39 protein-coding genes are annotated in these 25,095 nt (G+C 40.1%); 36 read left to right on the forward strand and 3 right to left on the reverse strand.

Translation table 11 applies throughout. The features are described 5' to 3' along the window. Nucleotides 1-67 precede the first annotated feature (67 nt). Entirely contained in the window at nucleotides 68-631 is a 564-nt protein-coding gene (locus P3T75_RS01350) for an NADPH-dependent FMN reductase (RefSeq protein ID WP_282462025.1), read from the reverse strand. A 77-nt stretch (nucleotides 632-708) separates the two neighbouring features. On the opposite strand from P3T75_RS01350, the gene P3T75_RS01355 reads away from it, so the two are divergent. From P3T75_RS01355 to truA, 34 genes are all read left to right on the forward strand, one after another. Further along, the gene (locus P3T75_RS01355; protein WP_282462026.1) at nucleotides 709-1,146 is read left to right on the forward strand and encodes a MarR family winged helix-turn-helix transcriptional regulator; all 438 of its coding nucleotides are present in this window, start codon (nucleotides 709-711) and stop codon (nucleotides 1,144-1,146) included. A gap of 433 nt (nucleotides 1,147-1,579) precedes the next feature. Continuing rightward, the gene (gene rpsJ, locus P3T75_RS01360) at nucleotides 1,580-1,888 is read left to right on the forward strand and encodes a 30S ribosomal protein S10 (protein WP_002290443.1); all 309 of its coding nucleotides are present in this window, start codon (nucleotides 1,580-1,582) and stop codon (nucleotides 1,886-1,888) included. 28 nt (nucleotides 1,889-1,916) lie between these two features. Then, complete coding sequence (gene rplC, locus P3T75_RS01365; protein WP_206903378.1) at nucleotides 1,917-2,546, forward strand: 50S ribosomal protein L3; 630 nt, start codon at nucleotides 1,917-1,919, stop codon at nucleotides 2,544-2,546. Nucleotides 2,547-2,574: 28 nt separating this feature from the next. Continuing rightward, a complete protein-coding gene (gene rplD, locus P3T75_RS01370; protein ID WP_206903379.1) occupies nucleotides 2,575-3,198 on the forward strand; it encodes a 50S ribosomal protein L4 in 624 nt (207 codons plus the stop codon). Next, nucleotides 3,198-3,488 carry a 50S ribosomal protein L23 gene (locus tag P3T75_RS01375; protein ID WP_282462027.1) on the forward strand — a complete coding sequence of 97 codons (291 nt, stop codon included), beginning with the start codon at nucleotides 3,198-3,200 and terminating at the stop codon, nucleotides 3,486-3,488. Before rplD ends, P3T75_RS01375 begins: the two co-directional genes overlap by 1 nt. 37 nt (nucleotides 3,489-3,525) lie before the next feature. Beyond that, nucleotides 3,526-4,359, forward strand: coding sequence for a 50S ribosomal protein L2 (gene rplB / locus P3T75_RS01380; RefSeq protein WP_173103867.1), 834 nt, complete (start codon nucleotides 3,526-3,528; stop codon nucleotides 4,357-4,359). Nucleotides 4,360-4,401: 42 nt separating this feature from the next. Further along, nucleotides 4,402-4,680, forward strand: a complete 279-nt coding sequence (gene rpsS, locus P3T75_RS01385) for a 30S ribosomal protein S19 (protein WP_071864217.1) — start codon at nucleotides 4,402-4,404, stop codon at nucleotides 4,678-4,680. Between the two features lie 22 nt (nucleotides 4,681-4,702). Beyond that, nucleotides 4,703-5,050: a 50S ribosomal protein L22 gene (gene rplV / locus P3T75_RS01390; protein WP_173103866.1), complete on the forward strand. Its 348-nt coding sequence runs from the start codon at nucleotides 4,703-4,705 to the stop codon at nucleotides 5,048-5,050. A 13-nt stretch (nucleotides 5,051-5,063) separates the two neighbouring features. Next, nucleotides 5,064-5,729: a 30S ribosomal protein S3 gene (gene rpsC, locus P3T75_RS01395; RefSeq protein ID WP_206903380.1), complete on the forward strand. Its 666-nt coding sequence runs from the start codon at nucleotides 5,064-5,066 to the stop codon at nucleotides 5,727-5,729. A 2-nt stretch (nucleotides 5,730-5,731) separates the two neighbouring features. Continuing rightward, nucleotides 5,732-6,166 carry a 50S ribosomal protein L16 gene (gene rplP, locus P3T75_RS01400; protein ID WP_010742757.1) on the forward strand — a complete coding sequence of 145 codons (435 nt, stop codon included), beginning with the start codon at nucleotides 5,732-5,734 and terminating at the stop codon, nucleotides 6,164-6,166. Further along, nucleotides 6,156-6,344 carry a 50S ribosomal protein L29 gene (gene rpmC, locus P3T75_RS01405; protein WP_002288664.1) on the forward strand — a complete coding sequence of 63 codons (189 nt, stop codon included), beginning with the start codon at nucleotides 6,156-6,158 and terminating at the stop codon, nucleotides 6,342-6,344. Before rplP ends, rpmC begins: the two co-directional genes overlap by 11 nt. Nucleotides 6,345-6,368: 24 nt before the next feature. Further along, complete coding sequence (rpsQ, locus tag P3T75_RS01410; protein ID WP_016173527.1) at nucleotides 6,369-6,632, forward strand: 30S ribosomal protein S17; 264 nt, start codon at nucleotides 6,369-6,371, stop codon at nucleotides 6,630-6,632. A 51-nt stretch (nucleotides 6,633-6,683) separates the two neighbouring features. Further along, nucleotides 6,684-7,052, forward strand: a complete 369-nt coding sequence (gene rplN, locus P3T75_RS01415; protein WP_016173528.1) for a 50S ribosomal protein L14 — start codon at nucleotides 6,684-6,686, stop codon at nucleotides 7,050-7,052. Between the two features lie 34 nt (nucleotides 7,053-7,086). Next, nucleotides 7,087-7,398: a 50S ribosomal protein L24 gene (rplX, locus tag P3T75_RS01420; protein WP_016173529.1), complete on the forward strand. Its 312-nt coding sequence runs from the start codon at nucleotides 7,087-7,089 to the stop codon at nucleotides 7,396-7,398. Between the two features lie 23 nt (nucleotides 7,399-7,421). Next, nucleotides 7,422-7,961: a 50S ribosomal protein L5 gene (gene rplE / locus P3T75_RS01425; RefSeq protein WP_230711069.1), complete on the forward strand. Its 540-nt coding sequence runs from the start codon at nucleotides 7,422-7,424 to the stop codon at nucleotides 7,959-7,961. Nucleotides 7,962-7,979: 18 nt separating this feature from the next. Beyond that, nucleotides 7,980-8,165: a type Z 30S ribosomal protein S14 gene (locus P3T75_RS01430; protein WP_016173531.1), complete on the forward strand. Its 186-nt coding sequence runs from the start codon at nucleotides 7,980-7,982 to the stop codon at nucleotides 8,163-8,165. Nucleotides 8,166-8,197: 32 nt separating this feature from the next. Further along, nucleotides 8,198-8,596 (forward strand): 30S ribosomal protein S8, encoded by a 399-nt coding sequence (rpsH, locus tag P3T75_RS01435; protein WP_173103864.1) that lies wholly within the window; start codon nucleotides 8,198-8,200, stop codon nucleotides 8,594-8,596. Between the two features lie 29 nt (nucleotides 8,597-8,625). Continuing rightward, nucleotides 8,626-9,162: a 50S ribosomal protein L6 gene (gene rplF / locus P3T75_RS01440; protein ID WP_173103863.1), complete on the forward strand. Its 537-nt coding sequence runs from the start codon at nucleotides 8,626-8,628 to the stop codon at nucleotides 9,160-9,162. 111 nt (nucleotides 9,163-9,273) lie between these two features. Continuing rightward, on the forward strand, nucleotides 9,274-9,630 hold the full coding sequence (gene rplR, locus P3T75_RS01445; RefSeq protein ID WP_016173534.1) for a 50S ribosomal protein L18: 357 nt from the start codon (nucleotides 9,274-9,276) through the stop codon (nucleotides 9,628-9,630). Between the two features lie 20 nt (nucleotides 9,631-9,650). Beyond that, nucleotides 9,651-10,151 carry a 30S ribosomal protein S5 gene (gene rpsE / locus P3T75_RS01450; protein WP_016173535.1) on the forward strand — a complete coding sequence of 167 codons (501 nt, stop codon included), beginning with the start codon at nucleotides 9,651-9,653 and terminating at the stop codon, nucleotides 10,149-10,151. Between the two features lie 14 nt (nucleotides 10,152-10,165). Next, a complete protein-coding gene (rpmD, locus tag P3T75_RS01455) occupies nucleotides 10,166-10,345 on the forward strand; it encodes a 50S ribosomal protein L30 (RefSeq protein WP_071864224.1) in 180 nt (59 codons plus the stop codon). A 38-nt stretch (nucleotides 10,346-10,383) separates the two neighbouring features. Beyond that, a complete protein-coding gene (gene rplO, locus P3T75_RS01460; RefSeq protein ID WP_016173537.1) occupies nucleotides 10,384-10,824 on the forward strand; it encodes a 50S ribosomal protein L15 in 441 nt (146 codons plus the stop codon). Next, on the forward strand, nucleotides 10,824-12,119 hold the full coding sequence (gene secY, locus P3T75_RS01465; RefSeq protein ID WP_206903382.1) for a preprotein translocase subunit SecY: 1,296 nt from the start codon (nucleotides 10,824-10,826) through the stop codon (nucleotides 12,117-12,119). Before rplO ends, secY begins: the two co-directional genes overlap by 1 nt. 65 nt (nucleotides 12,120-12,184) lie before the next feature. Further along, nucleotides 12,185-12,829 (forward strand): adenylate kinase, encoded by a 645-nt coding sequence (locus tag P3T75_RS01470; protein ID WP_206903383.1) that lies wholly within the window; start codon nucleotides 12,185-12,187, stop codon nucleotides 12,827-12,829. A 183-nt stretch (nucleotides 12,830-13,012) separates the two neighbouring features. Further along, nucleotides 13,013-13,231 carry a translation initiation factor IF-1 gene (infA, locus tag P3T75_RS01475; RefSeq protein ID WP_010754744.1) on the forward strand — a complete coding sequence of 73 codons (219 nt, stop codon included), beginning with the start codon at nucleotides 13,013-13,015 and terminating at the stop codon, nucleotides 13,229-13,231. 32 nt (nucleotides 13,232-13,263) lie between these two features. After that, a complete protein-coding gene (gene rpmJ, locus P3T75_RS01480; protein ID WP_002288710.1) occupies nucleotides 13,264-13,380 on the forward strand; it encodes a 50S ribosomal protein L36 in 117 nt (38 codons plus the stop codon). An 18-nt stretch (nucleotides 13,381-13,398) separates the two neighbouring features. Further along, nucleotides 13,399-13,764, forward strand: a complete 366-nt coding sequence (rpsM, locus tag P3T75_RS01485) for a 30S ribosomal protein S13 (protein ID WP_173103860.1) — start codon at nucleotides 13,399-13,401, stop codon at nucleotides 13,762-13,764. Between the two features lie 27 nt (nucleotides 13,765-13,791). After that, nucleotides 13,792-14,181: a 30S ribosomal protein S11 gene (gene rpsK / locus P3T75_RS01490; RefSeq protein ID WP_016173541.1), complete on the forward strand. Its 390-nt coding sequence runs from the start codon at nucleotides 13,792-13,794 to the stop codon at nucleotides 14,179-14,181. 82 nt (nucleotides 14,182-14,263) lie between these two features. Beyond that, nucleotides 14,264-15,202, forward strand: coding sequence for a DNA-directed RNA polymerase subunit alpha (locus P3T75_RS01495; RefSeq protein WP_071864228.1), 939 nt, complete (start codon nucleotides 14,264-14,266; stop codon nucleotides 15,200-15,202). A gap of 32 nt (nucleotides 15,203-15,234) precedes the next feature. Then, nucleotides 15,235-15,615: a 50S ribosomal protein L17 gene (gene rplQ / locus P3T75_RS01500; protein WP_016173543.1), complete on the forward strand. Its 381-nt coding sequence runs from the start codon at nucleotides 15,235-15,237 to the stop codon at nucleotides 15,613-15,615. Nucleotides 15,616-15,970: 355 nt separating this feature from the next. Next, a complete protein-coding gene (locus P3T75_RS01505; RefSeq protein WP_282462028.1) occupies nucleotides 15,971-16,810 on the forward strand; it encodes an energy-coupling factor ABC transporter ATP-binding protein in 840 nt (279 codons plus the stop codon). Further along, complete coding sequence (locus P3T75_RS01510) at nucleotides 16,786-17,643, forward strand: energy-coupling factor ABC transporter ATP-binding protein (RefSeq protein ID WP_206903385.1); 858 nt, start codon at nucleotides 16,786-16,788, stop codon at nucleotides 17,641-17,643. Before P3T75_RS01505 ends, P3T75_RS01510 begins: the two co-directional genes overlap by 25 nt. Further along, nucleotides 17,640-18,437 (forward strand): energy-coupling factor transporter transmembrane component T family protein, encoded by a 798-nt coding sequence (locus P3T75_RS01515; protein ID WP_206903386.1) that lies wholly within the window; start codon nucleotides 17,640-17,642, stop codon nucleotides 18,435-18,437. Before P3T75_RS01510 ends, P3T75_RS01515 begins: the two co-directional genes overlap by 4 nt. A 10-nt stretch (nucleotides 18,438-18,447) precedes the next feature. Then, entirely contained in the window at nucleotides 18,448-19,191 is a 744-nt protein-coding gene (gene truA / locus P3T75_RS01520) for a tRNA pseudouridine(38-40) synthase TruA (protein ID WP_206903387.1), read from the forward strand. A 109-nt stretch (nucleotides 19,192-19,300) separates the two neighbouring features. Here truA and P3T75_RS01525 read toward each other — a convergent pair whose 3' ends face one another. Continuing rightward, the gene (locus P3T75_RS01525; protein WP_282462029.1) at nucleotides 19,301-21,919 is read right to left on the reverse strand and encodes a YfhO family protein; all 2,619 of its coding nucleotides are present in this window, start codon (nucleotides 21,917-21,919) and stop codon (nucleotides 19,301-19,303) included. Nucleotides 21,920-22,418: 499 nt separating this feature from the next. Then, the gene (gene rpmB, locus P3T75_RS01530; protein WP_016173549.1) at nucleotides 22,419-22,607 is read right to left on the reverse strand and encodes a 50S ribosomal protein L28; all 189 of its coding nucleotides are present in this window, start codon (nucleotides 22,605-22,607) and stop codon (nucleotides 22,419-22,421) included. Nucleotides 22,608-22,926: 319 nt separating this feature from the next. On the opposite strand from rpmB, the gene P3T75_RS01535 reads away from it, so the two are divergent. Both P3T75_RS01535 and P3T75_RS01540 read left to right on the forward strand, forming a co-directional pair. After that, the gene (locus tag P3T75_RS01535) at nucleotides 22,927-23,289 is read left to right on the forward strand and encodes an Asp23/Gls24 family envelope stress response protein (RefSeq protein ID WP_206903389.1); all 363 of its coding nucleotides are present in this window, start codon (nucleotides 22,927-22,929) and stop codon (nucleotides 23,287-23,289) included. A 45-nt stretch (nucleotides 23,290-23,334) separates the two neighbouring features. Beyond that, complete coding sequence (locus P3T75_RS01540; protein WP_282462030.1) at nucleotides 23,335-25,023, forward strand: DAK2 domain-containing protein; 1,689 nt, start codon at nucleotides 23,335-23,337, stop codon at nucleotides 25,021-25,023. Nucleotides 25,024-25,095 lie beyond the last annotated feature (72 nt).

Raw genomic sequence — 25,095 nt, forward strand, 5'->3', positions numbered from 1 at the left:
TAAAATGTCCTCAGATTAGCCAGTCTATTTTTTGCACATTACATCCTTGCTTGTGCTATTGCCTGGATTATCCTCTTTGAAGTGAGAATAGATGAATAAATTCTTCTGTCACCATCTGTACTTGAGGTGCAATCATTTTGAAAGATTCGTTGATGTCGATGAACTGATTGTTGCTATCAAACATTTCTTTGGCGATGTTTAGCGGTGGGTTGACAGACATGTTATACATATTCAAACCTTGGGTAACCAACTTCATTGCAAGTAATCCTTGGAAACCACCGTGCCCTCCGTAGACCATGATGCTAACGGGTTTGTGTTGCCATTCTTCATATAAAAAATCTAGCGCGTTTTTCATCACGGCAGGATACCCCCAATTGTATTGTGGGAAGAGTAAAACAAAACCGTCATAATTTTTAATTAGGGCGCTCCATCGTTTTGTATGTGCTTGTTGATAATGCCCTTTTGCAGGAATTTGTGGCTCATCAAGAAAAGGTAAATTGATTTTAGCTAAATCAATAATATCAACCATTAGCGCATCGTGTTTCATTTTGTCTTGTACCCAACGTGCGATATCGCCACCAATGCGATTAGGGCGATTGCTGCCTAAAATGATACCAATCTTTTTAACCATTTGCTCATCTCATTTCAATTTGTTATGTGCAACTTGCACACAATAAATTGTAGTTGATGTGTGCTATAATTGCAAATATGAAAACTGAAATATTTGATGCGCTTTTCACAATTGTCAACTTCTTTAATGATCCCAGACACGATGCTAAACTTTTAAAGAAGGCAGGGATAAGCAATGATCAAAATTTATTACCAGTAGTTGTTCGTGTTGGTAAAAGTGGAACAATAAGTGTGGGAGAATTAGCAGCGCAATTAGGAAAAAATCATTCTTCGACAAGTAGACAGGTTGATAAATTTGTGGAAAAAGGCCTCTTACTTTCCTATCCAAGTAAAGAAGATAAGCGTGTTAGAATCGTAACCTTAACCGAAGACGGAAAAAAACTTTATACCCAATTGACTAACGCGAGAAGTGAAGTGATGGAGGAGTTGCTTACTCACTTTACTTATGATGAAGTAAAAGAGATTAGTGTTAGTCTACAAAAGTTAGCAAAAATATTAGCTGAAAAAAATAAATAAGCCGATTAAAATACGCTACGCCGCATAGACAAGAAAGAAATTAACCATTTCTAGTATGGACTTTGCGGTGTAGTGTGCTCATTTTACGTCAATTATTTTTAATAAAGCTAGTTGGCTATTTTTTATCCAGCGTAACAAGTTAATAGAAAAAACAGAGATTTTTTTTATTTTTAAAATGAAAGCCTTTGCAAATAAAAAGTGGTGAAAAGTGCATGAAATCAATAAAAAATCCTTGCCAACACTACTTAGATATACTATAATCATAAAGGTGCTGCTTACAAATGTGTGAAAAGCACTGGTGGGATAAGGTTTTATTCTACCGGCTACGAAACGAGAGGTTGCGACACGCCCGGACGCTTTGCCATGGACGAGCGTGACGGAAATTTTCGTGGAGCTATGTCTACTTTTCAAAATAGGCGAAGGAGGGAAAACAATGGCAAAACAAAAAATTCGTATCCGTTTAAAAGCGTATGAACATCGTATTTTAGATCAATCAGCGGATAAAATCGTAGAAACTGCAAAAAGAACTGGAGCTTCTGTGTCAGGTCCAATTCCATTACCAACAGAACGCAGCTTGTACACAATTATTCGTGCGACTCATAAATACAAAGATTCTCGCGAACAATTCGAAATGCGTACTCACAAACGTCTAATCGACATTGTGAATCCAACACCGAAGACAGTTGATGCTTTAATGAAGCTAGACTTGCCAAGCGGCGTTAACATTGAAATCAAACTATAATTAATCAAATTAAGATGGAGGTGTAATCATGACCAAAGGAATCTTAGGGAAAAAAGTGGGAATGACTCAAATCTTCACTGAATCTGGTGAGTTAGTACCTGTAACAGTTGTTGAAGCTACTCCAAACGTAGTATTACAACTTAAAACAGTGGAAAACGACGGCTATGAAGCAGTTCAAGTCGGTTACCAAGATATGCGTGAAGTTTTATCAAACAAACCTGCGCAAGGTCATGTTGCAAAAGCAAACACGGCTCCTAAGCGCTTCATTCGCGAATTCAAGGATGTTGAGCTAGAGGGCTTAGAAGTAGGATCAGAAATCAAAGTTGATATTTTCGAAGCTGGAGATGTCATCGATGTAACTGGTACAACTAAAGGTAAAGGATTCCAAGGCGTAATCAAACGTCACGGCCAAAGCCGCGGACCAATGGCTCACGGTTCTCGTTATCACCGTCGTCCTGGTTCAATGGGTCCTGTAGCACCTAACCGGGTATTTAAAGGCAAACGTCTAGCAGGCCGCATGGGTGGCAACCGCGTAACAATCCAAAACTTGGAAGTTGTTCGTGTTGATGCTGAACGTAACGTAATCCTAATCAAAGGTAACGTTCCTGGCGCGAAAAAATCATTGATTACTATTAAATCTGCTGTGAAAGCAAAATAAGTAAACTTAAGGAAGGAGGAACTTAGGAATGCCGAATATTGCATTATTTAAACAAGATGGTAGCCAAAATGGCGAAATCACATTAAACGAAGAAATCTTCGGAATTGAACCAAATGAAAGTGTTGTCTACGATGCAATCATCATGCAACGCGCTTCATTACGACAAGGAACACACGCTGTGAAAAACCGTAGCGCAGTTCGAGGCGGTGGCCGTAAACCATGGCGCCAAAAAGGAACTGGTCGTGCTCGTCAAGGTTCAATCCGTTCACCACAATGGCGTGGCGGTGGCGTTGTCTTTGGACCAACTCCACGTTCATACAGCTACAAACTTCCTAAAAAAGTTCGTCGCTTAGCAATGAAATCTGTTTTATCAGCAAAAGTTGCTGAAAACAAAATGGTTGCAGTTGATGCATTAAGCTTTGACGCACCAAAAACAAAAGAATTCAAACAAGTTTTAGCTAACTTGTCAGTTGATTCTAAAGTATTAGTTGTACTTGAAGCAGACAACGACTTTGCTGCTTTATCAGCTCGTAACTTACCAAACGTGACTGTTGTTACTTCAAACAACGTATCTGTATTGGACGTAGTTTCAAGCGATAAATTGTTAGCAACTCAAGCTGCTCTGACTCAAATTGAGGAGGTGCTTGCATAATGAACTTACTAGACGTTATCAAACGCCCAGTGATCACTGAAAAATCTATGCTTGCCATGGATGACAAGAAATACACTTTCGAAGTGGACACTAAAGCGAACAAAACTTTAGTAAAACAAGCAGTTGAAGCTGCTTTTGACGGTGTTAAAGTGAAAAACGTTAATATCGTGAACGTGCGTCCAAAATTCAAACGCATGGGCAAATATGCAGGATACACAAAGAAACGTCGCAAAGCGATCGTTACTTTAACTGAAACATCAAAAGAAATTACAATTTTCGAAGCTGAATAAGCATTAAATTCTACTACTAAATAGGAGGGAAACAGGCGTGGCAATTAAAAAGTACAAACCTACCTCAAATGGTCGCCGTAACATGACAAGCTCTGATTTTGCTGAGATTACAACAAGCACTCCAGAGAAAACTTTGTTGGCACCGTTGAAAAACAATGCCGGTCGTAACAACAACGGTCGTATCACTGTACGTCACCAAGGCGGCGGTCACAAGCGTCAATACCGCGTAATCGACTTCAAACGTAACAAAGATAACGTTGTTGCTACTGTTAAAACAATCGAGTATGATCCAAACCGTTCTGCTAACATCGCGTTAGTACATTATTCAGACGGTGTTAAAGCTTACATCTTAGCTCCAAAAGGCTTAGAAGTAGGTATGACAGTGGTTTCTGGTCCAGAAGCTGATATCAAAGTTGGGAATGCATTACCACTTGCAAACATCCCAGTTGGTACTGTTATCCACAACATCGAAATGAAACCAGGTAAAGGCGGACAATTAATCCGTTCAGCTGGTACAAGCGCTCAAGTATTAGGTAAAGAAGGCAAATATGTCTTAATCCGCTTAAACTCAGGCGAAGTACGTATGATCTTAGCGACTTGCCGTGCAACAATTGGTTCTGTTGGTAACGAACAACACGAATTGATTAACATTGGTAAAGCTGGTCGTTCTCGTTGGATGGGTAAACGTCCTACAGTTCGTGGTAGCGTAATGAACCCTAACGATCACCCACACGGTGGTGGTGAAGGTAAAGCTCCAATCGGACGTAAAGCTCCAGTATCACCTTGGGGTCAACCTGCATTGGGTTACAAAACACGTAATAAAAAAGCTGCTTCAGACAAACTTATCGTACGTCGTAGCAAAGCTAAATAAGGTTTTTGACCATGTGGTCTACATTTTGGAAGGAGGTTCACCATGGGTCGTAGTTTAAAGAAGGGGCCTTTCGTCGATGAACACTTGATGAAAAAGGTCGAAGCACAACAAGGTGCCGAAAAGAAAAAAGTCATCAAAACTTGGTCACGTCGTTCAACAATTTTTCCGAATTTTATCGGTTTCACGATTGCTGTCTATGACGGACGCAAACATGTCCCAGTTTACATTCAAGAAGACATGGTAGGACATAAATTAGGTGAATTTGCACCAACCAGAACTTATCGCGGGCACGCTGCCGACGATAAGAAAACAAGACGTTAATATTTGAGGGGAGGATATCATCATGGCAGAACAAATTACAAAAGCTAAAGCAACTGCGAAAACAATTCGCGTATCTCCTCGCAAATCTCGTCTAGTGATTGATTTAATTAGAGGTAAAAGCGTTGCTGATGCAATTGCAATCTTAAAGTTCACACCAAATAAAGCTGCCGGAATCATCGAAAAAGTTTTGATGTCAGCAGTTGCGAATGCAGAAAACAACTTTGACTTAGATGTTGAAAACTTAGTTGTTTCCGAAGCCTTTGTTAACGAAGGACCAACAATGAAACGTTTCCGTCCACGGGCTAAAGGTTCAGCTTCACCAATCAACAAACGTACAAGTCATATCACTGTAGTCGTATCAGAAAAATAAGGAGGGATAATCAGTGGGTCAAAAAGTACATCCAATTGGAATGCGTGTAGGCATCATCCGCGACTGGGATGCAAAATGGTATGCTGAAAAAGAGTATGCTGACTTCTTACACGAAGATTTGAAAATCCGTAAGTTTATCGCGACTAAATTAGCTGACGCTGCAGTTTCTACTGTTGAAATCGAACGTGCTGCTAACCGCGTGAACGTTTCTATCCACACTGCTAAACCAGGTATGGTAATTGGTAAAGGTGGTTCAGAAGTTGAAAACTTACGTAAACAATTAAACAGCTTAACTGGCAAACGTATCCACATCAATATCGTGGAAATCAAAAAACCAGATTTAGATGCAAAATTAGTTGGTGAAGGAATTGCACGCCAATTAGAAAACCGGGTTGCGTTCCGTCGCGCTCAAAAACAAGCGATCCAACGTACAATGCGTTCAGGCGCTAAAGGGATCAAAACAATGGTATCTGGCCGTTTAAACGGTGCTGATATCGCTCGTAGCGAAGGCTACTCAGAAGGTACTGTTCCACTTCATACATTGCGTGCTGATATCGACTACGCTTGGGAAGAAGCAGATACTACCTACGGAAAATTAGGAGTTAAAGTGTGGATCTATCGTGGCGAAATCTTGCCAACGAAAAAGAACGCTCAAGACACTAAGAAAGGAGGGAAATAAACATGTTAGTACCTAAACGTGTAAAACATCGTCGTGAATTCCGTGGTAAAATGCGCGGAGAAGCAAAAGGCGGTAAAGAGATTGCTTTTGGTGAATTCGGCTTACAAGCTGTTGAATCACATTGGATCACCAACCGTCAAATCGAAGCTTCACGTATCGCTATGACTCGTTACATGAAGCGTGGTGGGAAAGTGTGGATTAAAATTTTCCCTCATAAATCATACACATCTAAAGCGATTGGCGTACGTATGGGTAAAGGTAAAGGGGCTCCTGAAGGTTGGGTTTCACCAGTTAAACGCGGTAAAATCATGTTTGAAATCGCCGGTGTTCCTGAAGAAGTTGCTCGTGAAGCATTACGTCTTGCTTCTCACAAATTACCAATGAAAACGAAGATCGTAAAACGTGAGGAAATGGGTGGTGAATCGAATGAAGGTTAAAGAAATCAGAGAATTAACCACTGCCGAAATGCTTGATCAGGAAAAACAATTGAAAGAAGAATTGTTCAACTTGCGTTTCCAATTAGCAACCGGTCAATTAGAAAACACTGCACGTATCAAAGAAGTACGTAAATCGATTGCACGCATCAAAACTGTGTTGCGTGAACAAGCGAAGTAATTGTGGAAGGAGGCCATTAGCGGTATGACTGAAAGAAATCAACGTAAAGTTTACCAAGGTCGCGTGGTATCTGACAAAATGGATAAAACCATTACTGTCGTTGTAGAAACAAAGAAAAACCACCCTATCTACGGTAAACGCATGAACTACTCTAAGAAATACAAAGCGCACGATGAAAACAACGAAGCAAAAGTTGGCGATATCGTGAAAATTATGGAAACTCGTCCATTATCTGCTACTAAACGTTTCCGTCTAGTAGAAATCGTTGAAAAAGCTGTAATTATCTAATTACACTTTGAAACTTGGTAGATAAATAAAGCGATAAAGGAGGATACAACCGTGATCCAATCAGAAAGCCGATTAAAAGTTGCTGATAACTCAGGTGCGCGTGAAATTTTGACGATCAAAGTCCTAGGTGGCTCAGGTCGCAAAACTGCTAACATCGGAGACGTGATCGTTGCTTCAGTTAAACAAGCAACGCCAGGTGGGGTTGTCAAAAAAGGCGACGTTGTCAAAGCGGTCATCGTCCGCACTAAATCAGGTGCGCGCCGTACTGACGGTTCTTATATTAAATTTGATGAAAATGCTGCGGTAATTATCCGTGACGATAAAAGCCCTCGTGGAACTCGGATCTTTGGCCCTGTTGCCCGTGAATTGCGTGAAAACAACTTCATGAAGATCGTTTCCCTAGCACCAGAAGTATTATAAGAAAACCTATTTTAAAAGGAGGTGCGAAACAGTAATGTTTATTAAAAAAGGCGACAAAGTCAAAGTTATCACTGGTAAAGACAAAAACAAAGAAGGCGTTGTTTTAGAAGCTTTCCCGAAAAAAGATAAAGTTGTAGTCGAAGGTGTTAACATCGTGAAAAAACACCAAAAACCTTCTCAAGCTGCTCCGCAAGGCGGAATCGTTGAAATGGAAGCTCCGATTCATGTATCAAATGTCATGATCATCGACCCATCAAACGGTGAAGCTACTCGGGTTGGCTACAAAGAAGTTGACGGTAAAAAAGTCCGCGTTTCCAAGAAAACCGGTGAAGTTTTAGATAAATAATTTAAGGAAGGAGGGGCAACTAAATGAACCGCCTGAAAGAAAAATACTCAAAAGAAGTAGTTCCAGCTTTAATGGATAAATTCAATTATAATTCAGTGATGCAAGCACCAAAAGTTGAAAAGATTGTTATCAACATGGGTGTGGGTGATGCTGTTTCAAATGCGAAAAATTTAGATAAAGCAGTAGAAGAATTAACTTTAATCGCTGGTCAAAAACCATTGATTACAAAAGCTAAAAAATCTATTGCCGGCTTCCGTTTACGTGAAGGTATGCCAATCGGCGCCAAAGTTACTTTGCGCGGCGAACGCATGTATGAATTCTTAGACAAATTGGTAAGTGTTTCACTACCACGTGTCCGTGACTTCCATGGTGTAAGTAAAAAATCATTCGATGGTCGCGGTAACTACACTTTAGGTATCAAAGAACAATTAATCTTCCCTGAAGTTGATTACGATTTGGTCGACAAAGTACGCGGGATGGACATCGTTATTGTGACAACAGCCAACACTGATGAAGAATCACGTGAATTGCTGACACAATTAGGCATGCCATTCCAAAAATAATTAAAGGAGGCGAACTACGTGGCTAAAAAATCAATGATTGCTAAACAACAACGTCCTGCTAAACATTCAACACAAGCTTACACTCGTTGCGAACGTTGCGGACGTCCACATTCAGTTTATCGTAAATTTAAACTTTGCCGTATTTGCTTCCGCGAACTTGCCTACAAAGGTCAAATTCCCGGCGTGAAGAAAGCTAGCTGGTAAACAAATACTCGCATAAAGGAGGTAAAGAACCCATGGTCATGACAGATCCAATCGCAGATTTTCTAACTCGCATTCGTAATGCTAACATGGTTAAGCACGAATCTTTAGAAGTGCCTGCATCAAAAATCAAGCGTGACATCGCTGAAATCTTGAAAAACGAAGGTTTCATCCGTGATGTTGAATATATCGAAGATGACAAACAAGGCGTGATCCGTGTCTTCCTGAAATACGGCAAAAACGGTGAACGTGTTATCACTAACTTGAAACGTATCTCTAAACCAGGCTTGCGTGCTTACGTTAAAGCTGACGAAGTACCAAAAGTATTAAATGGTTTAGGTATCGCCATTATCTCGACTTCTGACGGTGTAATCACTGATAAAGAAGCGCGTCAAAAAAATGTCGGCGGCGAAGTTGTCGCATACGTATGGTAATATAATCTTTTACAAGGAGGTGTCTTTAAGTGAGTCGTATCGGTAATAAAATCGTTGAATTGCCTGCTGGCGTTGAAGTTAAGCAAGATGGCAACAACATTACAGTCAAAGGTCCTAAAGGTGAACTTACACGTACTTTTTCTGCTGACATTACTATGAATGTCGAAGGAAACGTTGTAACTTTCACTCGTCCAAATGACACAAAAGAAATGAAAACAATCCACGGAACAACTCGTGCCAACTTCAACAACATGGTCGTAGGTGTTTCTGAAGGTTTCCAAAAAGCTCTTGAACTTATCGGGGTTGGTTACCGTGCCCAATTACAAGGCAAAAAATTAGTCTTAAACGTGGGTTACTCTCACCCAGTTGAGATCGAAGCGCCAGCTGGCGTTGAAATCGAAGTTCCAGCGAACACACAAGTGATCGTTAAAGGAATCAACAAAGAAGTAGTTGGCGAATTAGCTGCGAACATTCGTGGTGTACGTCCTCCAGAACCTTACAAAGGCAAAGGGATCCGCTATGTTGGCGAATTCGTACGCCGTAAAGAAGGTAAAACTGGTAAATAATAAAGGATATAGCCGAAGCCCGTATGAAAATTACGGCTTCACATCTTCCTTTTTTGAAGATGACTATATACTTTTCGCGGCTTAGGCCAGCAAATAGAAGAGGTGACAATTGTGATTACAAAACCAGACAAAAACAAGACACGTCAAAAGCGTCATCGCCGTGTCCGTAACAAAATCTCTGGTACTGCTGAGTGCCCACGTTTGAACGTATTCCGTTCTAACAAAAACATCTACGCGCAAGTTATTGATGACGTAGCGGGTGTAACGCTAGCAAGTGCCTCTGCCTTGGATAAAGAAATTTCAGGTGGAAATAAAACAGAACAAGCGCAAGCCGTAGGTAAATTAGTTGCTGAACGTGCTGCTGCTAAAGGTATTAAAGAAGTAGTCTTTGACCGTGGTGGTTACCTTTACCATGGCCGTGTGCAAGCTTTAGCTGAAGCTGCGCGCGAAAATGGACTAGAATTTTAGGAAAAGGAGGAACACCATTCATGACTTACATCGATCCAAATCATTTGGAATTAGAAGACCGCGTTGTTGCGATCAACCGTGTAACAAAAGTTGTTAAAGGCGGACGCCGTTTGCGTTTTGCAGCTTTAGTTGTAGTTGGCGATAAAAACGGACACGTAGGTTTTGGTACAGGTAAAGCACAAGAAGTACCAGAAGCTATCCGTAAAGCGATCGAAAGTGCTAAGAAAAACTTGATTGAAGTACCTATGGTGGGAACAACTATCCCTCATGAAGTTATCGGCGTCTTTGGCGGTGGGCGCATTTTAATGAAGCCAGCTGTTGAAGGTTCTGGGGTTGCTGCAGGTGGACCTGTCCGTGCCGTCTTAGAATTAGCAGGCGTTTCAGATATTACTTCTAAATCATTAGGTTCAAACACACCAATCAACGTTGTTCGCGCAACTGTTGAAGGTTTATCTCAATTAAAACGTGCTGAAGAAGTTGCTGCATTACGTGGCAAATCAGTTGAAGAAATTATCGGATAAGGAGGACAACAATAATGGCTGAATTAAAAATTACTTTAAAACGCAGTGTTATCGGACGTCCTCAAAACCAACGTGATACTGTTAAAGCGTTGGGTCTAGGTAAAGTGAATACAACTGTAGTGAAACCTGCTAATGATGCAATCAAAGGTATGGTTAACACTATTTCTCACTTAGTGGACGTTGAAGAAATTTAATCAAACTTAGTTTAACTTGTTAAGGAGGTGCCAACCCTATGAAACTTCATGAATTACAACCTGCAGAAGGATCACGCCAAGTACGCAATCGCGTCGGTCGCGGTACTTCATCTGGTAACGGTAAAACATCTGGTCGCGGACAAAAAGGTCAAAAAGCGCGTTCAGGTGGCGGTGTGCGTTTAGGCTTTGAAGGTGGTCAAACACCATTATTCCGTCGTTTGCCAAAACGTGGTTTTACTAACGTTAACCGTAAAGAATATGCAGTAATCAATTTAGATGTCTTAAATCGCTTTGAAGACGGTACTGAAGTAACACCTGTTACTCTAGTAGAAGCTGGAATCGTGAAAAACGAAAAAGCTGGAATCAAAGTTTTAGGCAACGGTGAATTGACTAAGAAATTAACTGTGAAAGCAGCTAAATTCTCAAAAACAGCCGAAGAAGCTATCACAGCTAACGGTGGGTCAATTGAGGTGATCTAATGTTTAAACTGTTGAAAGACTCTTTTAAAGTTAAAGATATTAGATCAAAGATCTTCTTTACCGTTTTTGCTTTATTCGTCTTTCGTCTAGGAGCACATATCACCGTTCCTGGTGTTGATGCTAGTCGCCTGCAAAGTATCGCAGAACTACCATTTTTAAACATGTTAAACATGGTAAGTGGTAGCGCGATGCAAAATTTCTCGGTCTTTTCAATGGGTGTGTCACCTTATATTACTGCTTCAATTGTGATTCAATTGTTGCAGATGGATATCGTGCCAAAATTTGTTGAATGGTCCAAACAAGGGGAAGTAGGTCGACGTAAATTAAATCAAGCTACGCGCATTTTGACATTGGTGTTAGCCTTTGTTCAATCAGTCGGGATTACAGCTGGATTTAATTCTTGGACACAGCTTGGCTTTGTGGATAACCCAGATGTGATGACTTTTGTTGTAATTGGTTTAATCTTAACTGCCGGTACAATGTTTGTAACGTGGTTGGGAGAACAAATTACTGAAAAAGGTGTCGGCAATGGGGTTTCTATGATCATCTTTGCTGGTATTATCTCTCGTTTGCCTGATGCGATTAAACAATTAGTTGAAGATTACTTCATTAATATCGAATCAAGTGAAATTTGGAAATCGGCATTATTTATGCTTGCTCTGGTAATTGCTGTTTTAGTAATTATCACGTTGGTCACTTATGTCCAACAAGCAGAACGTAAAATTCCGATCCAATATACAAAACGAGTTGCTGGCGCACCAACAAGCAGTTACTTACCGCTTAAAGTTAACGCTGCCGGCGTTATTCCAGTTATTTTCGCCAGTTCTTTCATTGCTACCCCGAATGCCATTTTACAAGCTTTAAGCGGCTCGTATCGTGGCGAAGGTTGGTATGAAGTAATGATGCAAATCTTTAATTATAATACGGTGCCAGGGGCAACGATTTATACATTATTGATTGTAGCATTTACGTTCTTTTACGCTTTCGTGCAAGTTAACCCTGAGAAATTAGCGGAAAACTTACAAAAGCAAGGAAGTTATATTCCATCGGTCCGACCTGGTAAAGGTACTGAAGATTATGTCTCCCGCTTATTGATGCGTTTAAGCGCAGTTGGGGCTTTGTTCTTAGGTCTAGTTGCTTTGTTACCAATCATTGCACAAATGGTCTGGAACTTACCACAATCAATTGGTTTGGGTGGTACAAGTCTATTGATCGTAATCGGTGTTGCACTGGAAACTGCTAAACAGTTAGAAGGTCTAATGCTGAAACGGAAATATACTGGTTTTATCAATTAGAGTGAAGGTGAAGTGTTGAGGGTCTTCCTCAACACCCCCACCATAAACTTACAGGAGGAGTTAGTATGAACCTTGTATTAATGGGATTACCTGGTGCAGGTAAAGGAACGCAAGCTGAAAGAATCGTTGCGGCGTATCAAATTCCTCACATTTCAACAGGTGACATGTTTCGGGCGGCTATGGCCAATGAAACAGCTCTCGGCCTGGAAGCAAAAGCTTATATGGATAAAGGTGAATTAGTGCCTGACGAAGTTACCAATGGTATCGTAAAAGAGCGCCTAGCAGAACCTGATACTGACAAGGGCTTCTTGTTAGATGGTTTTCCTCGGACAATTGATCAAGCAAAAGCATTAGATCAAATGCTTTCAGAACTTGGAAAAAAATTAGATGCCGTCGTTGAAATCCATGTTCCGTCAGAAATCTTAGTTGAACGCTTAGCGGGTCGCTATATGTGTCGCAATTGCGGCGCGACGTATCACAAAATCTTCAACCCAACTAAAGTTGAAGGCACTTGCGATCGTTGTGGAGGCCATGAGTTTTATCAACGAGAAGATGACAAACCTGAAACAGTCAAGAATCGTCTAGCTGTCAACATTAAAAGCAGTGAACCGATCTTAAGTTACTACAAAGATCAAGGTTTATTGCAGTCGATTGATGGAGATCGTGATATCGATGCAGTCTTTGCCGACGTGCAAAAGATCATCGGGTAACACGCGCAAACAGCTACCGACTTGCAAAGAAACTTTCTCTTGCTAAGTGTGATATATTATGATAGAATATGTCAGTCCGCCTTTAGCGTTAAATAAAGGCAAGTTTTGAGAATCTCAGGTGGGAACGCCAAGTTTCCGCCATTTTATCGTGTAAAGCGAAACAAGTACAAGGAGGTACTGTGCGTGGCAAAAGAAGATGTTATCGAAATCGAAGGTACAGTCGTCGAAACTTTGCCGAATGCAATGTTTAAAGTGGAATTGGAAAACGGACACCAAGTGCTCGCTACGGTATCAGGTAAGATCCGTATGCACTACATCCGCATCCTGCCCGGTGATAAAGTGACGGTAGAATTATCGCCATACGATTTATCACGTGGTCGGATCACATACCGTTTTAAATAATTGTACTCCGTAAACTTCAAGGAGGTATTATCATGAAAGTAAGACCATCAGTAAAACCAATGTGTGAACATTGTAAAGTAATTCGTCGTAAAGGACGCGTTATGGTGATTTGCCCAGCAAATCCAAAACATAAACAACGTCAAGGATAATCGGAGGTGTAACAAAATATGGCACGTATTGCAGGAGTAGATATTCCTCGTGATAAACGCGTAGTAGTTTCTTTAACTTACATCTATGGTATCGGAAACACTACTGCGAAAGAAGTGTTAGCTGAAGCTGGCGTATCTGAAGATGTTCGTGTTCGTGACTTAACGAATGAACAAACAGATGCTATCCGTGCAGCAGTTGACAAATTAAAAGTTGAAGGTGACCTTCGTCGTGAAGTCAACTTGAACATCAAACGTTTGATGGAAATCGGTTCTTACCGTGGTATCCGTCACCGTCGTGGTTTGCCAGTTCGTGGTCAAAACACTAAAAACAACGCCCGCACTCGTAAAGGTCCTTCTAAAACAGTTGCAGGTAAGAAAAAATAATAATCTAGTGAAGGAGGTTAAAACTTCATGGTAGCAAAAAAAGTGAATCGTAAACGCCGTGTCAAAAAGAATATTGAAACCGGTATTGCGCATATCCATTCAACATTCAACAATACAATCGTAATGATCACAGATACTCATGGTAATGCTTTAGCATGGTCATCTGCTGGTGCTTTAGGTTTTAAAGGTAGTAAAAAATCAACACCTTTTGCCGCTCAAATGGCAGCTGAAACTGCTTCAAAAGCAGCAATGGAACATGGATTAAGAACAGTTGATGTAACTGTTAAAGGCCCTGGTTCTGGACGTGAAGCAGCAATTCGTTCATTACAAGCAGCAGGTCTAGAAGTGACTGCAATCCGTGACGTGACTCCAGTTCCTCATAATGGATGCCGCCCTCCAAAACGCCGTCGTGTTTAATGAGTGCTGCTCAATTTGAGTTTCTACATTTTTACGTCATTGAACAAGACACTTTTCGTTTTGAAAGGGGTAAAAGATAAGAATGATTGAATTCGAAAAACCAAGAGTTGCAAAAATTGATGAAGAAAAAGATTATGGCAAGTTCATCGTTGAGCCTCTAGAAAGAGGTTATGGGACTACTTTAGGCAATTCCCTACGTCGTATTTTATTATCTTCATTGCCTGGGGCAGCGATCACAAGTATTCAAATTGATGGCGTCTTACACGAATTCTCCACCGTCAAAGGTGTGCGCGAAGATGTCGCACAAATCATTTTGAATATCAAAGGTCTTGCTCTTAAGATGTACACGCAAGAAGAAAAAACCCTTGAAATCGACATTACCGGTCCAGCGACTGTTACTGCTGGTGACATTATCGTTGACAGTGATGTAGAAATTTTAAACAAAGATATGTATATTTGTAGCGTTTCTGAAGGGGCAACTTTTCATGCCCGCTTGACTGTTCGACCTGGTCGTGGTTATGTGCAAGCTGATGAAAACAAACGGGAAGATATGCCAATCGGTGTTATTCCAGTTGATTCAATTTACACACCAGTGAATCGTGTTAACTACCAAGTAGAAAACACACGGGTTGGCCGTCGTGACGATTTTGATAAATTGACGATGGAAATTTGGACTGACGGTTCTATCATGCCGATGGAAGCGATGAGTTTAGCTGCGAAAATCATGACTGAACATTTGGATATTTTTGTGAATCTAACTGATGAAGCTAAAAATGCTGAAATCATGATTGAAAAAGAAGAAACACAAAAAGAAAAAATGTTAGAAATGACAATCGAAGAATTAGACTTGTCTGTTCGTTCATATAACTGTCTGAAACGTGCTGGCATCAATACAGTACAAGAATTAACCAACAAATCTGAACCAGAAATGATCAAAGTACGTAATTTAGGCCGTAAATCACTTGAAGAAGTGAAAGCTAAATTACACGATCTTGGTTTAGGATTACGTAAAGACGACTAATAGTCGCAGAATCAAAAAGGAGGGAATTCCACGTGAGTTACCGCAAATTAGGACGCACATCTAGCCAACGTAAAGCGATGTTGCGTGATTTAACAACTGATTTATTGATCAACGAACGTATCGTAACGACTGAAGCTCGTGCTAAAGAAGTTCGTTCAACTGCTGAAAAAATGATCACTTTAGGTAAACGCGGCGATTTGCATGCCCGTCGTCAAGCTGCTGCTTTCGTACGTAACGAAGTAGCAAGTGTACGGGAAGAAAACGAAGAAATCGTTATTGAATCAGCTTTACAAAAGCTATTTAACGATATCGCTCCTCGTTACGCAGAACGCCAAGGTGGCTACACTCGCATCTTGAAGACAGAACCAAGACGCGGCGATGCAGCACCAATGGTTATCCTAGAACTTGTTTAATATCACACTTTTCATCACTTTATCGATGTCCTTTAGAGTGTTATGATGTTGGAAGTAAATTCCGAGTCTAGCTCAGCGCCGCCCCTTAGTTTTACTAAGGGGCAGGCACTCATCATAAAGTGCTTTTTTTTTTACCCAAAATTTACTGTCAAGACAGTTTTAAAACAGAATGCCTCCTAAATTATTTTTTAACAGTTAAAAAAATGAAAGATTGTTTAGGAGACATTCAGTGATAACAATTTGTATTTGCCCTTATTTTCTGCTAAATTTAGTAGGAAAAGCTTTCAAATCAGCTTTTTTACCAGTAAATGTTCATTTTGTGAACAAGACTAAGGATTAAAGGACAGGAGTCGGCATGGAAGATATTATTGAACTTGTAGATATTAAATTCAGCTACGATCCAGAAGCTGAAAGAAATGCACTAGATGGTGTTAGCTTTAGTATCAAAAAAGGCGAGTGGGTTGCAATCGTGGGCCATAACGGTTCTGGTAAATCTACTTTGGCTAAAACAATTAACGGCTTGCTGTTGCCACAACAAGGAAGCGTTACAGTCGGTAAGAATTTATTAAATGAAGAGAACGTTTGGGACATTCGCCGTATGGTAGGAATGGTTTTTCAAAACCCTGATAATCAATTTGTTGGCTCAACGGTTGAAGACGATGTCGCCTTTGGGCTGGAAAATCAAGGAATTCCTCGTGAAGAGATGTTATTACGGGTGACAGATGCGCTAGAGCAGGTCCGTATGAGCGACTTCAAACAAAGAGAACCCGCACGTTTATCCGGAGGCCAAAAGCAACGGGTAGCCATTGCTGGTGTGGTAGCACTGCGTCCAGATATTATCATTTTAGATGAAGCGACCAGCATGCTAGATCCAGAAGGTAGAGAAGAAGTTATTGCGACCATCAAAAAAATTAAAGATCAAAATAATTTGACGGTTTTATCCATTACCCATGATATTGACGAAGCGGCCAACGCAAACCGAATTTTAGTAATGCAAGCAGGAAAATTGGCAAAAGAAGGAAGTCCGGCTGAAATTTTTTCTGCTGGCGAAAAATTAATTGAACTAGGTTTAGATTTACCTTTCCCTGAAAAATTAAAAGCGGCCTTAAAAGAGCGGGGCGTTGCTGTACCTGCTGAATACTTGACTGAAGAAGGGATGGTGGAGTGGTTATGGACATCCGTTTTGAACAAGTAGGCTTTACCTATCAACCGGGGACACCATTTGAACAACGTGCTTTGTATGATATTGATTTAGAAATTGCCACAGGATCGTATACTGCCATTGTTGGTCATACCGGGAGCGGTAAATCAACTTTATTGCAGCATTTAAATGCCTTATTAAAGCCCACTAGCGGCGCAGTTACAATTGGAGACCGTAAAATTATCGCTACGACAGATAATAAAAATTTAAAACCAATTCGCAAAAAAGTAGGTATAGTTTTTCAATTTCCCGAAGCACAACTCTTTGAAGAAACAGTCGCCAAAGATATTGCTTTTGGGCCGAAAAATTTTGGTGTCTCAGAAGAAGCCGCGAAAGCTTTGGCTGAAGAATACCTCGATTTAGTTGGCTTAGACGCCTCTTACATGGAGCGCTCACCATTTGACCTATCCGGTGGTCAAATGCGGCGGGTGGCGATTGCAGGGGTCTTAGCGATGGAACCAGAAGTCTTAGTCTTAGATGAACCAACTGCAGGGCTTGATCCCAAAGGGCGTAAAGATATGATGGAGATGTTTTTGCGACTACACCAAGAAAAAAATATTGCAATTGTTCTAGTTACCCACTTGATGGATGATGTCGCAAATTTTGCTGATTACGTATATGTATTGGAAAAAGGTGCCTTAGTAAAATCAGGTCGGCCTGTAGATGTTTTTCAAGATGTTAAATGGGTACAAGAAAAACAAATTGGCGTGCCGATGGCGACAGATTTTGCTTTGCGTTTACAAGAAAAAGGGATGCATTTTGATCGTTTGCCAATTACTGCTGAAGAGTTAGCAGATATGCTATTGGCAGGAGGTGGCAAAAAATGATGAATAAACTGATTTTTGGTCGCTATATCCCAGGAGATTCTTTGATTCATCGTTTAGATCCGCGGGCGAAACTAATTGCTAGTTTTTACTTTATCGCAGTTATTTTCTTTGCTAATAATTGGCAGAGCTATGCCTTTTTGGCACTGTTTACCTTAGGCTGTGTTGCGCTTTCCAAAGTTAAGCTTTCCTTTTTTATTCGCGGTGTGAAACCTTTAATTTGGTTGATTTTATTTACTGTCTTGTTGCAAGTCCTATTTACCACGGGTGGGAATGTCTTGTGGCATTGGTGGGTCTTTACGGTGACCGATTACGGATTGCTAAATGGTGCTTTCATTTTCTGCCGTTTTATTTTGATCATTTTTATGTCGACCTTATTGACGTTAACGACAGCGCCGTTGGAGTTATCCGATGCCATTGAATATATTTTGCGCCCTTTAAATGTTGTGCATTTTCCTGTTCATGAAGTTAGTTTAATGCTTTCAATTGCGTTGCGTTTTGTACCAACGTTAATGGACGAGACGGAGAAAATTATGAATGCACAGCGGGCTCGTGGTGTTGATTTTGGCGAAGGCAACTTAGTTCAAAAGATGAAAGCTATTATCCCGCTTTTAATCCCATTGTTTGTTTCTAGTTTTAACCGTGCGGAAGATCTAGCAACTGCCATGGAAGCACGAGGCTACTCTGGGGGCGAAGGTCGGACAAAATATCGGAAATTAGATTGGCATTTGCGCGATACCATGGTGGTAGTCGTCTTTGCAGCAGTTACAGTCTTGTTGATTTTGATTCGGAATTGAGGAAATAAATTTGCGCTATAAAGCTATCATTGCTTATGACGGTACAAACTTTCACGGCTTTCAACGGCAAGTGTCAGGGCGGACTGTCCAAGCAGAATTAGAAAAAACGTTAACGAAAATAAATAACGGCAATTTTGTCGAAGTTCAAGGCTCCGGTCGCACAGATGCTGGAGTACACGCCTTAGGACAAGTCATTCATTTTGACTTTCCCAAAGAGCGGCCTTTAGAAAAAATGCGCTTTGCACTAGATACGCAGTCACCAGCGGATATCGCTTGTAAAAGTGTTGAAATTGTTCCAGACGATTTTCATGTTCGTTATTTAGTTAAGGAGAAAACATATCAATTTAAAGTGGATATCGGTAAACCCCGCAGTCCATTTCGTCGCTTTTATGCCAGCTACTATCCTTATCCACTTGATTTGGCAAAAATTGAAGCAGCGCTACCGGCATTTTTGGGCACCCATGATTTTACTTCTTTTTGTGCTTCTGGTAGTTCAGTGGAAGATAAAGTTCGCACCATCCGGGTTGCAAAAATGGCCGTCAATGATAGTGGCGATGAATTGACGTTCACTTTTACTGGGGATGGCTTCTTATACAAAATGATTCGGATCATGGTGGGGACGTTATTAAAGATTGGCAATGGCCACATAAAAGCAGATGCTATTCCCGCCATCATTAAAGCTAAAGATCGTAATTTAGCAGGACCAACAGCTCATCCAGAAGGTTTGTATTTGGTTGAAGTGAAATATGACTAAAAAAGCGTTGTTGCGCTGTCTGAATACAGACAGCGCAACAACGCTTTTTATAATGGCCACGTAGCTAAAATTCCACAAAATTTGAAGAACAATTTAGTAGAATTAAATCTTAATGCTCGTGGACTGAGCGAGTTTGTTCCGCTTTTCTTTGATAAAAGCGGTCAAAGAAGTAAAAGAGGATAAGACAAGTGATAAACAGAACAACACCAAGGATAAAACCTGGTGGTAAGTAGCTTAATGTAATGGTGTGACTTCCTTGTTTTACTTTGACGCTGACAAAAGCATCTTGAAAGGCAGTAACTGGGACTTTCTTGCCATCGATTTTGACTTGCCAGCCTTTATCAAAGGGAATCGTCGTCACGAGTAATTGGTCAGAGGTAGCTGTAAAGTTACCGGTGGCACTGCGATTTCCGGTTTTTAGTGGCACGCCATTAGCTTGCAATTGTTTCATGGCCGTTGTATAAGCAGTCGTATCTAATGTGACAACTTGTGGGTTTTGTAACCCGATGGATTTAGTCCCATAAAAACTAGCAGTAAAGGTGATCGTGGTCTCTTTGTCGTAATAGCCAAGATCATAATATTGACCGCTAATATTAATTTGCGTTTTGCGCTTTTGCCCGTTGATTAAAATCGTGACAGTCGAGCTTTCTAATTCAGCGAAGTCTTCTGGATAAAGACTTAGGTAAGCTTGCTGGTGGGCTGGTATGGTCACGCTCCAAGTAATATCTTTTGCTAAATTGGCTTTTTGCTCTGTTAGGCGTAAAAAGTTTCCATTATCTGTTACAGTCGCGTTATCGGTTTTGACTAAAGATAAGGGGAGAAAGTCAAAATAACGGAGATTTTCGCCGCTTAATTTATTCACTAAGTTTGTTTGACTTGTCAAATTATCATTGGGCGGTTGGACGATTTTTGCGGCAGTGTTATCCGTTAAAAAGGCTAAAGGTAAGGCATAATCGTTTTCATATAATTGATAGTCAGCATTTTTGGCCTTTTCTTTAAAACCAAACTTATTTAACGGTGTTTTCGTTAAGTTGTATTTGATCCCCGTCAAGCCATCCATTAATAAGGTATTATTCGTATAGCGGATATTTAGGTTGGTACCACGCGAACGAAAACCCAATTGATCCAAGTAGCTGGAGGAATGACGATTCCGAATGGAAGAAAACATGCTGATCCCACTGTAACCATAATTAAAGCTGTCGTTACTAGAAACAGGATCAAGATTTTCTAAGCGATAAAATGTCTTGTTTGCGGCTTTGGTTTGATCTACAAGATTTTTAATCGCTGGATAAGGTTCAGTATAAAGACTGCGGGAAGCGTAATTCCAATCGTTTAAAATGCCGTGTACCATGCCGTTGGTATTAATCGCCGCTTCGCTGCAAACAACTGCCAACAGTAAAATGCGCGCGGTCTTTTTCGTGAAACTATTTTTAGCAGTAAAAGTAAAAACTAAAATATATAAAAGTAAAAAGCAAATCGTTAAGACAAAAGAACCAAATTTTACATAAGTGTATTCATGATCGCCTCTAAGCCCCATGGCTAAACAGAATACAAGCATCAAACCAATCATGATTGCTACTAGTTTGGGCCAGTGTTGGACCTTGAATTGTTCCCAGCCATAACCGGCTAACATAATCACTAAAAAAGAAAATAAGTAGGCATAACGGAATAAAAACATATTCGGTGCATGCATTCCTTGCCAGAATAAGTTCAATGGGACTAGATAAAAACTGGCAATTAAAATGGCAAATAAAGCAGCAAAAAGAATTTTTTCCTTGCGGCCAACCGCTTTGGTAACAAAATAAAACAAACAAAAGGCTAAAGGCAATAAACCAATGTAAATAAAAGGAATACTCCCGTATTTGGTAGTATCGTAGACCCCAATCATATTTTTCATGATAATATCTAAAAAACTAGTGGCTTCAGTTTTTAATTGGGTAATCTGGGTAAGTTCCTCACCGTTGGTCCGCAAATCCAAAACAGCCGGTAGAATAATAATCATGGCAGCTCCGCCAGCTAATAAAGAAGTTATGCCATAAGGTAGAATTGCATTTTTGTTCTTTTTGAAATTGCCAATAAGGCGTACAAGAAAATAAAGAACAGAAAAAATACCGATCATAAAACCCATGTAAAAGCTGGAAATAAATAAGAGCAGATAACTAAAAAATAAAAGACGCGGTTTCTTCAATAATATGAGTCGATCGATACCCCAAATAATTAAAGGCAGGTATACTAAGGCGTCAATCCACATGATAATTTCAGAATGGGCAACGATAAAAGACATTAAGGCATATGTTGTCGCTAAGGCGACATGAGCCCATTTATCAAGCTTAAAAGTATGTTTGGCATAAAACCAAAAGGCCAAACCGGCACTGCCGACTTTTAATAAAGTTAGAAAGTAGAGGGCGTCTGGCATCAACTGATTTGGAAAAAATAGCACTAAGGGTGTAAAAATTCCACCTAAATAATAGGAGATTAACGAAAGATAATTTAGCCCCAAAGAAGTATGCCACGAATACAAAAAGCTCTGTTTGCCGAGCATTGCGTTGCGGAAGCTCGCATGAAAGTTAGAAAACTGAGAAAAAGCATCACTGGCTAAAATACTCCGGCTGCTACCGGGATAAATCCCGATGGTTAAATAAATAAAGGCCAAAATAAAAAAAGGCAGGCCAAAACTCGCCAACATTAAAAGGCGATTTTCTTTTAGAAAAGACTTCACTTGCTGCATTAGGTCACCAAATTTCTCTAGATTAAAATTAAAACTCGTCTATATTTTATCACAACTCTGTGTCGCTGAAAGCTTTGGTAAAAAAAGAAAAAACTCTTTTAAAATTTGAAGAAGGAATAGGGGCAGAAAAAGTGAAATAGTCAAATAAATCAGCAAGAAAAAAGCGAATATGCGAATTGGTATATTCTCATTTTGGGGGGTGAAGCGTCTTGACACTTTACAAAAAATGCAGTATTTTTAGGGTATTAAAAAAACATATTTCGTCTCAATATTACACGGTTAATATTGGCACATATCTATAAAAAAGACTGGCTTTGTGTCAGTCTTTTTTTGCGTTTTTGTAGGTTGTGATGTTTTTGTTAGTGGGTTTCAAATTTATTTTTATAATAACGTTCTTTTTCTATTGGTCACTTTTTGTAAAAAAATTAGGATTTTACGCAAAAAGATACAAAAAAACCGTCTGAGTTTCCTCAGACGGTGTATTGTAGTCTAGTGTCAATTAAACGCGCTCAACTTTTCCTGATTTCAAAGCACGAGCTGATACCCAAACTTTTTTAGGTTTACCATCGATTAAAACGCGAACTTTTTGTAAGTTAGGTTTAACTGTACGTTTTGTAGCGTTCATCGCATGGGAGCGGTTATTTGCACTTGATGTTTTACGACCTGTAAAATAGCAAACTTTTGCCATGTGACTAGTTCCTCCTTTGACTTGCTATGGAGCGCATATTAGGGCTCATACTAACTGAATTTACCACAAACGATACAATTATGCAAGCTAAATTTGCCGGCAAATATTGACTTTTATCTTTAAACCATGTAAATTAAACAACGTTGCAGGCTTTATCAAAGTTTTTACTGCCGTTAGCTCTTTCTTTTATTTAAAGGGTAGCTATGATAAAATACTATAGAAGAAAATGGGGGAATTTGTGCCCCTCTTTTGTTATATTCAATTGAAGAAATTCAAGGGAACAAATTTTGTAAAGCTTAAATTAAGGGGGCTTATTTTTATGGCTGTAAAAATTAATACTGCATCTGGCACAATCGAAATTACAAACGAAGTGATTGCCACAGTGGTCGGTGGCGCTGCTACTGACGTATTTGGCATTGTCGGCATGGCCAGCAAGAGTCAAATCAAAGATAATATCAATGAAATTTTACGTAAAGAAAATTATTCCCGTGGCGTTATCGTGCGACAAGAAGAAAACGGCGTTGCGGTGGATGTTTACACCATCGTCAGCTACGGAACGAAAATCTCGGAAGTTTCTCGTAATGTACAAGAAAAAGTGAAGTACAATTTGGAAAGTATGTTAGGTGTAACGGCTAATTCCGTTAATGTTTTCGTTCAAGGTGTACGTGTACTGCCAGATTAGGCAGGAGATCAGCTTTTGAGGGATCGATTCTAAGGAGGATTATCAGTGAAAGTAACGGAAATAAGCGCAAGTCAATTCCAGGAAATGGTCCAGGCTGGTGCTAGTCGTCTGCAAGTCAATGCAGAATATGTCAACTCGTTGAATGTTTTCCCGGTGCCAGATGGCGATACCGGAACCAACATGAATATGTCCATGACCAGTGGCGCTAAAGCTGTTTTAGATTCTGCATCAGAAAATGTTGGGGAATTAGCCAATGTTTTAGCTAAAGGATTGTTAATGGGAGCCCGAGGAAATTCCGGTGTTATCTTATCGCAATTGTTCCGCGGTTTTTCAAAACAAATTCCAGATGTGGCCACATTAAATGCCACAGATTTAGCCAAAGCATTTACCCATGGTGTGGAAACGGCGTATAAAGCAGTAATGAAGCCAGTTGAAGGAACCATTTTAACTGTGGCTCGCGTTGCGGCAGAATACGGCGAGAAAAAAGCAGCTGAAACAGATGACTGTGTAGAAGTTTTAAAAGCAGTTGTAAAAGGCGGAAAACGCGCCTTAGCCAAAACACCAGATTTATTGCCAGTCTTAAAAGAAGTTGGCGTAGTGGATAGTGGTGGTCAAGGTTTACTTTATGTTTATGAAGGCTTTTTATCTGCATTAACTGGAGAATATCAAGCGGATGAAACATTTGAACCAACCCCTGCTGCCATGGATGAAATGGTCAATGCCGAACATCACCGTAGCGTGCAAGGGCAATTAGCTACAGCAGATATTAAATTTGGTTATTGTACTGAAATTATGGTAAATATCGGTGAAGGACCAACTGTTGACAGTGAGTTTGACTATGAAACTTTCCGTAATTACCTAGATGGTTTAGGCGATTCATTATTAGTTGTCAATGACGATGAAATCATCAAAGTCCATGTGCATACAGAACATCCTGGTGAAGTCATGAATTATGGTCAAAAATTTGGGGCATTAGTTAAAGTTAAAGTAGACAATATGCGCTTGCAACACGAAACCATTTTAGAACATGACCATCAAGTTGAAGAATTTGCCACTGAACCAGCTAACTTACCACGGGTTCCTTATGCTGTAATCGCTATTGCAGCAGGTGAAGGAGTAGCAGAATTATTCCGGAGCTTAGGAGCAAATTATGTGATTTCAGGCGGTCAAACGATGAACCCAAGCACACAAGATATTTTAGATGCAATAAAAAAAGTCAATGCCGATAAAGTAATTGTGTTGCCAAACAATAAAAACATCTTCATGGCTGCTGATCAAGCAGCAGAAGTTGCAGAAATTCCAGTAGCAGTAATTGCTTCTAAAACTATTCCACAAGGTATGACTGCGATGTTGAGCTTTAACGAACAAGCAGACCTTGAGACTAACAAACAAGCGATGACAGATTCCTTAAAAGATGTTATCTCAGGCTCAGTGACGCATGCAATTCGCGATACCAACATCGATGGGATTGAAATTCATGAAGGCGACTTTTTAGGAATGGTCGACGGTGCAATTGTTATTTCAAATCCAGATCAAATGCAGACAGCTTTGACGACTTTGGAAAAAATGATCACACCAGAGACTGAAATTATTACCATTATTTTTGGTGATGAAGCCAAAGAAAAGGATGCAAAAAAACTGTCCGAAGCATTACTTGCAAAACATGGTGATTTAGAAGTCGAAATTCACGAAGGCAATCAACCGGTATATCCATACCTGTTTGCAGCAGAATAGAAAATAAAATTGACAAATTGCAGGTGAAACCAGCTACTTCCAAAAGATGAGCCTGGTTTCACTTTTTGTTTT

Source organism: Enterococcus montenegrensis, from assembly GCF_029983095.1.
Taxonomy (GTDB): domain Bacteria; phylum Bacillota; class Bacilli; order Lactobacillales; family Enterococcaceae; genus Enterococcus_C; species Enterococcus_C montenegrensis.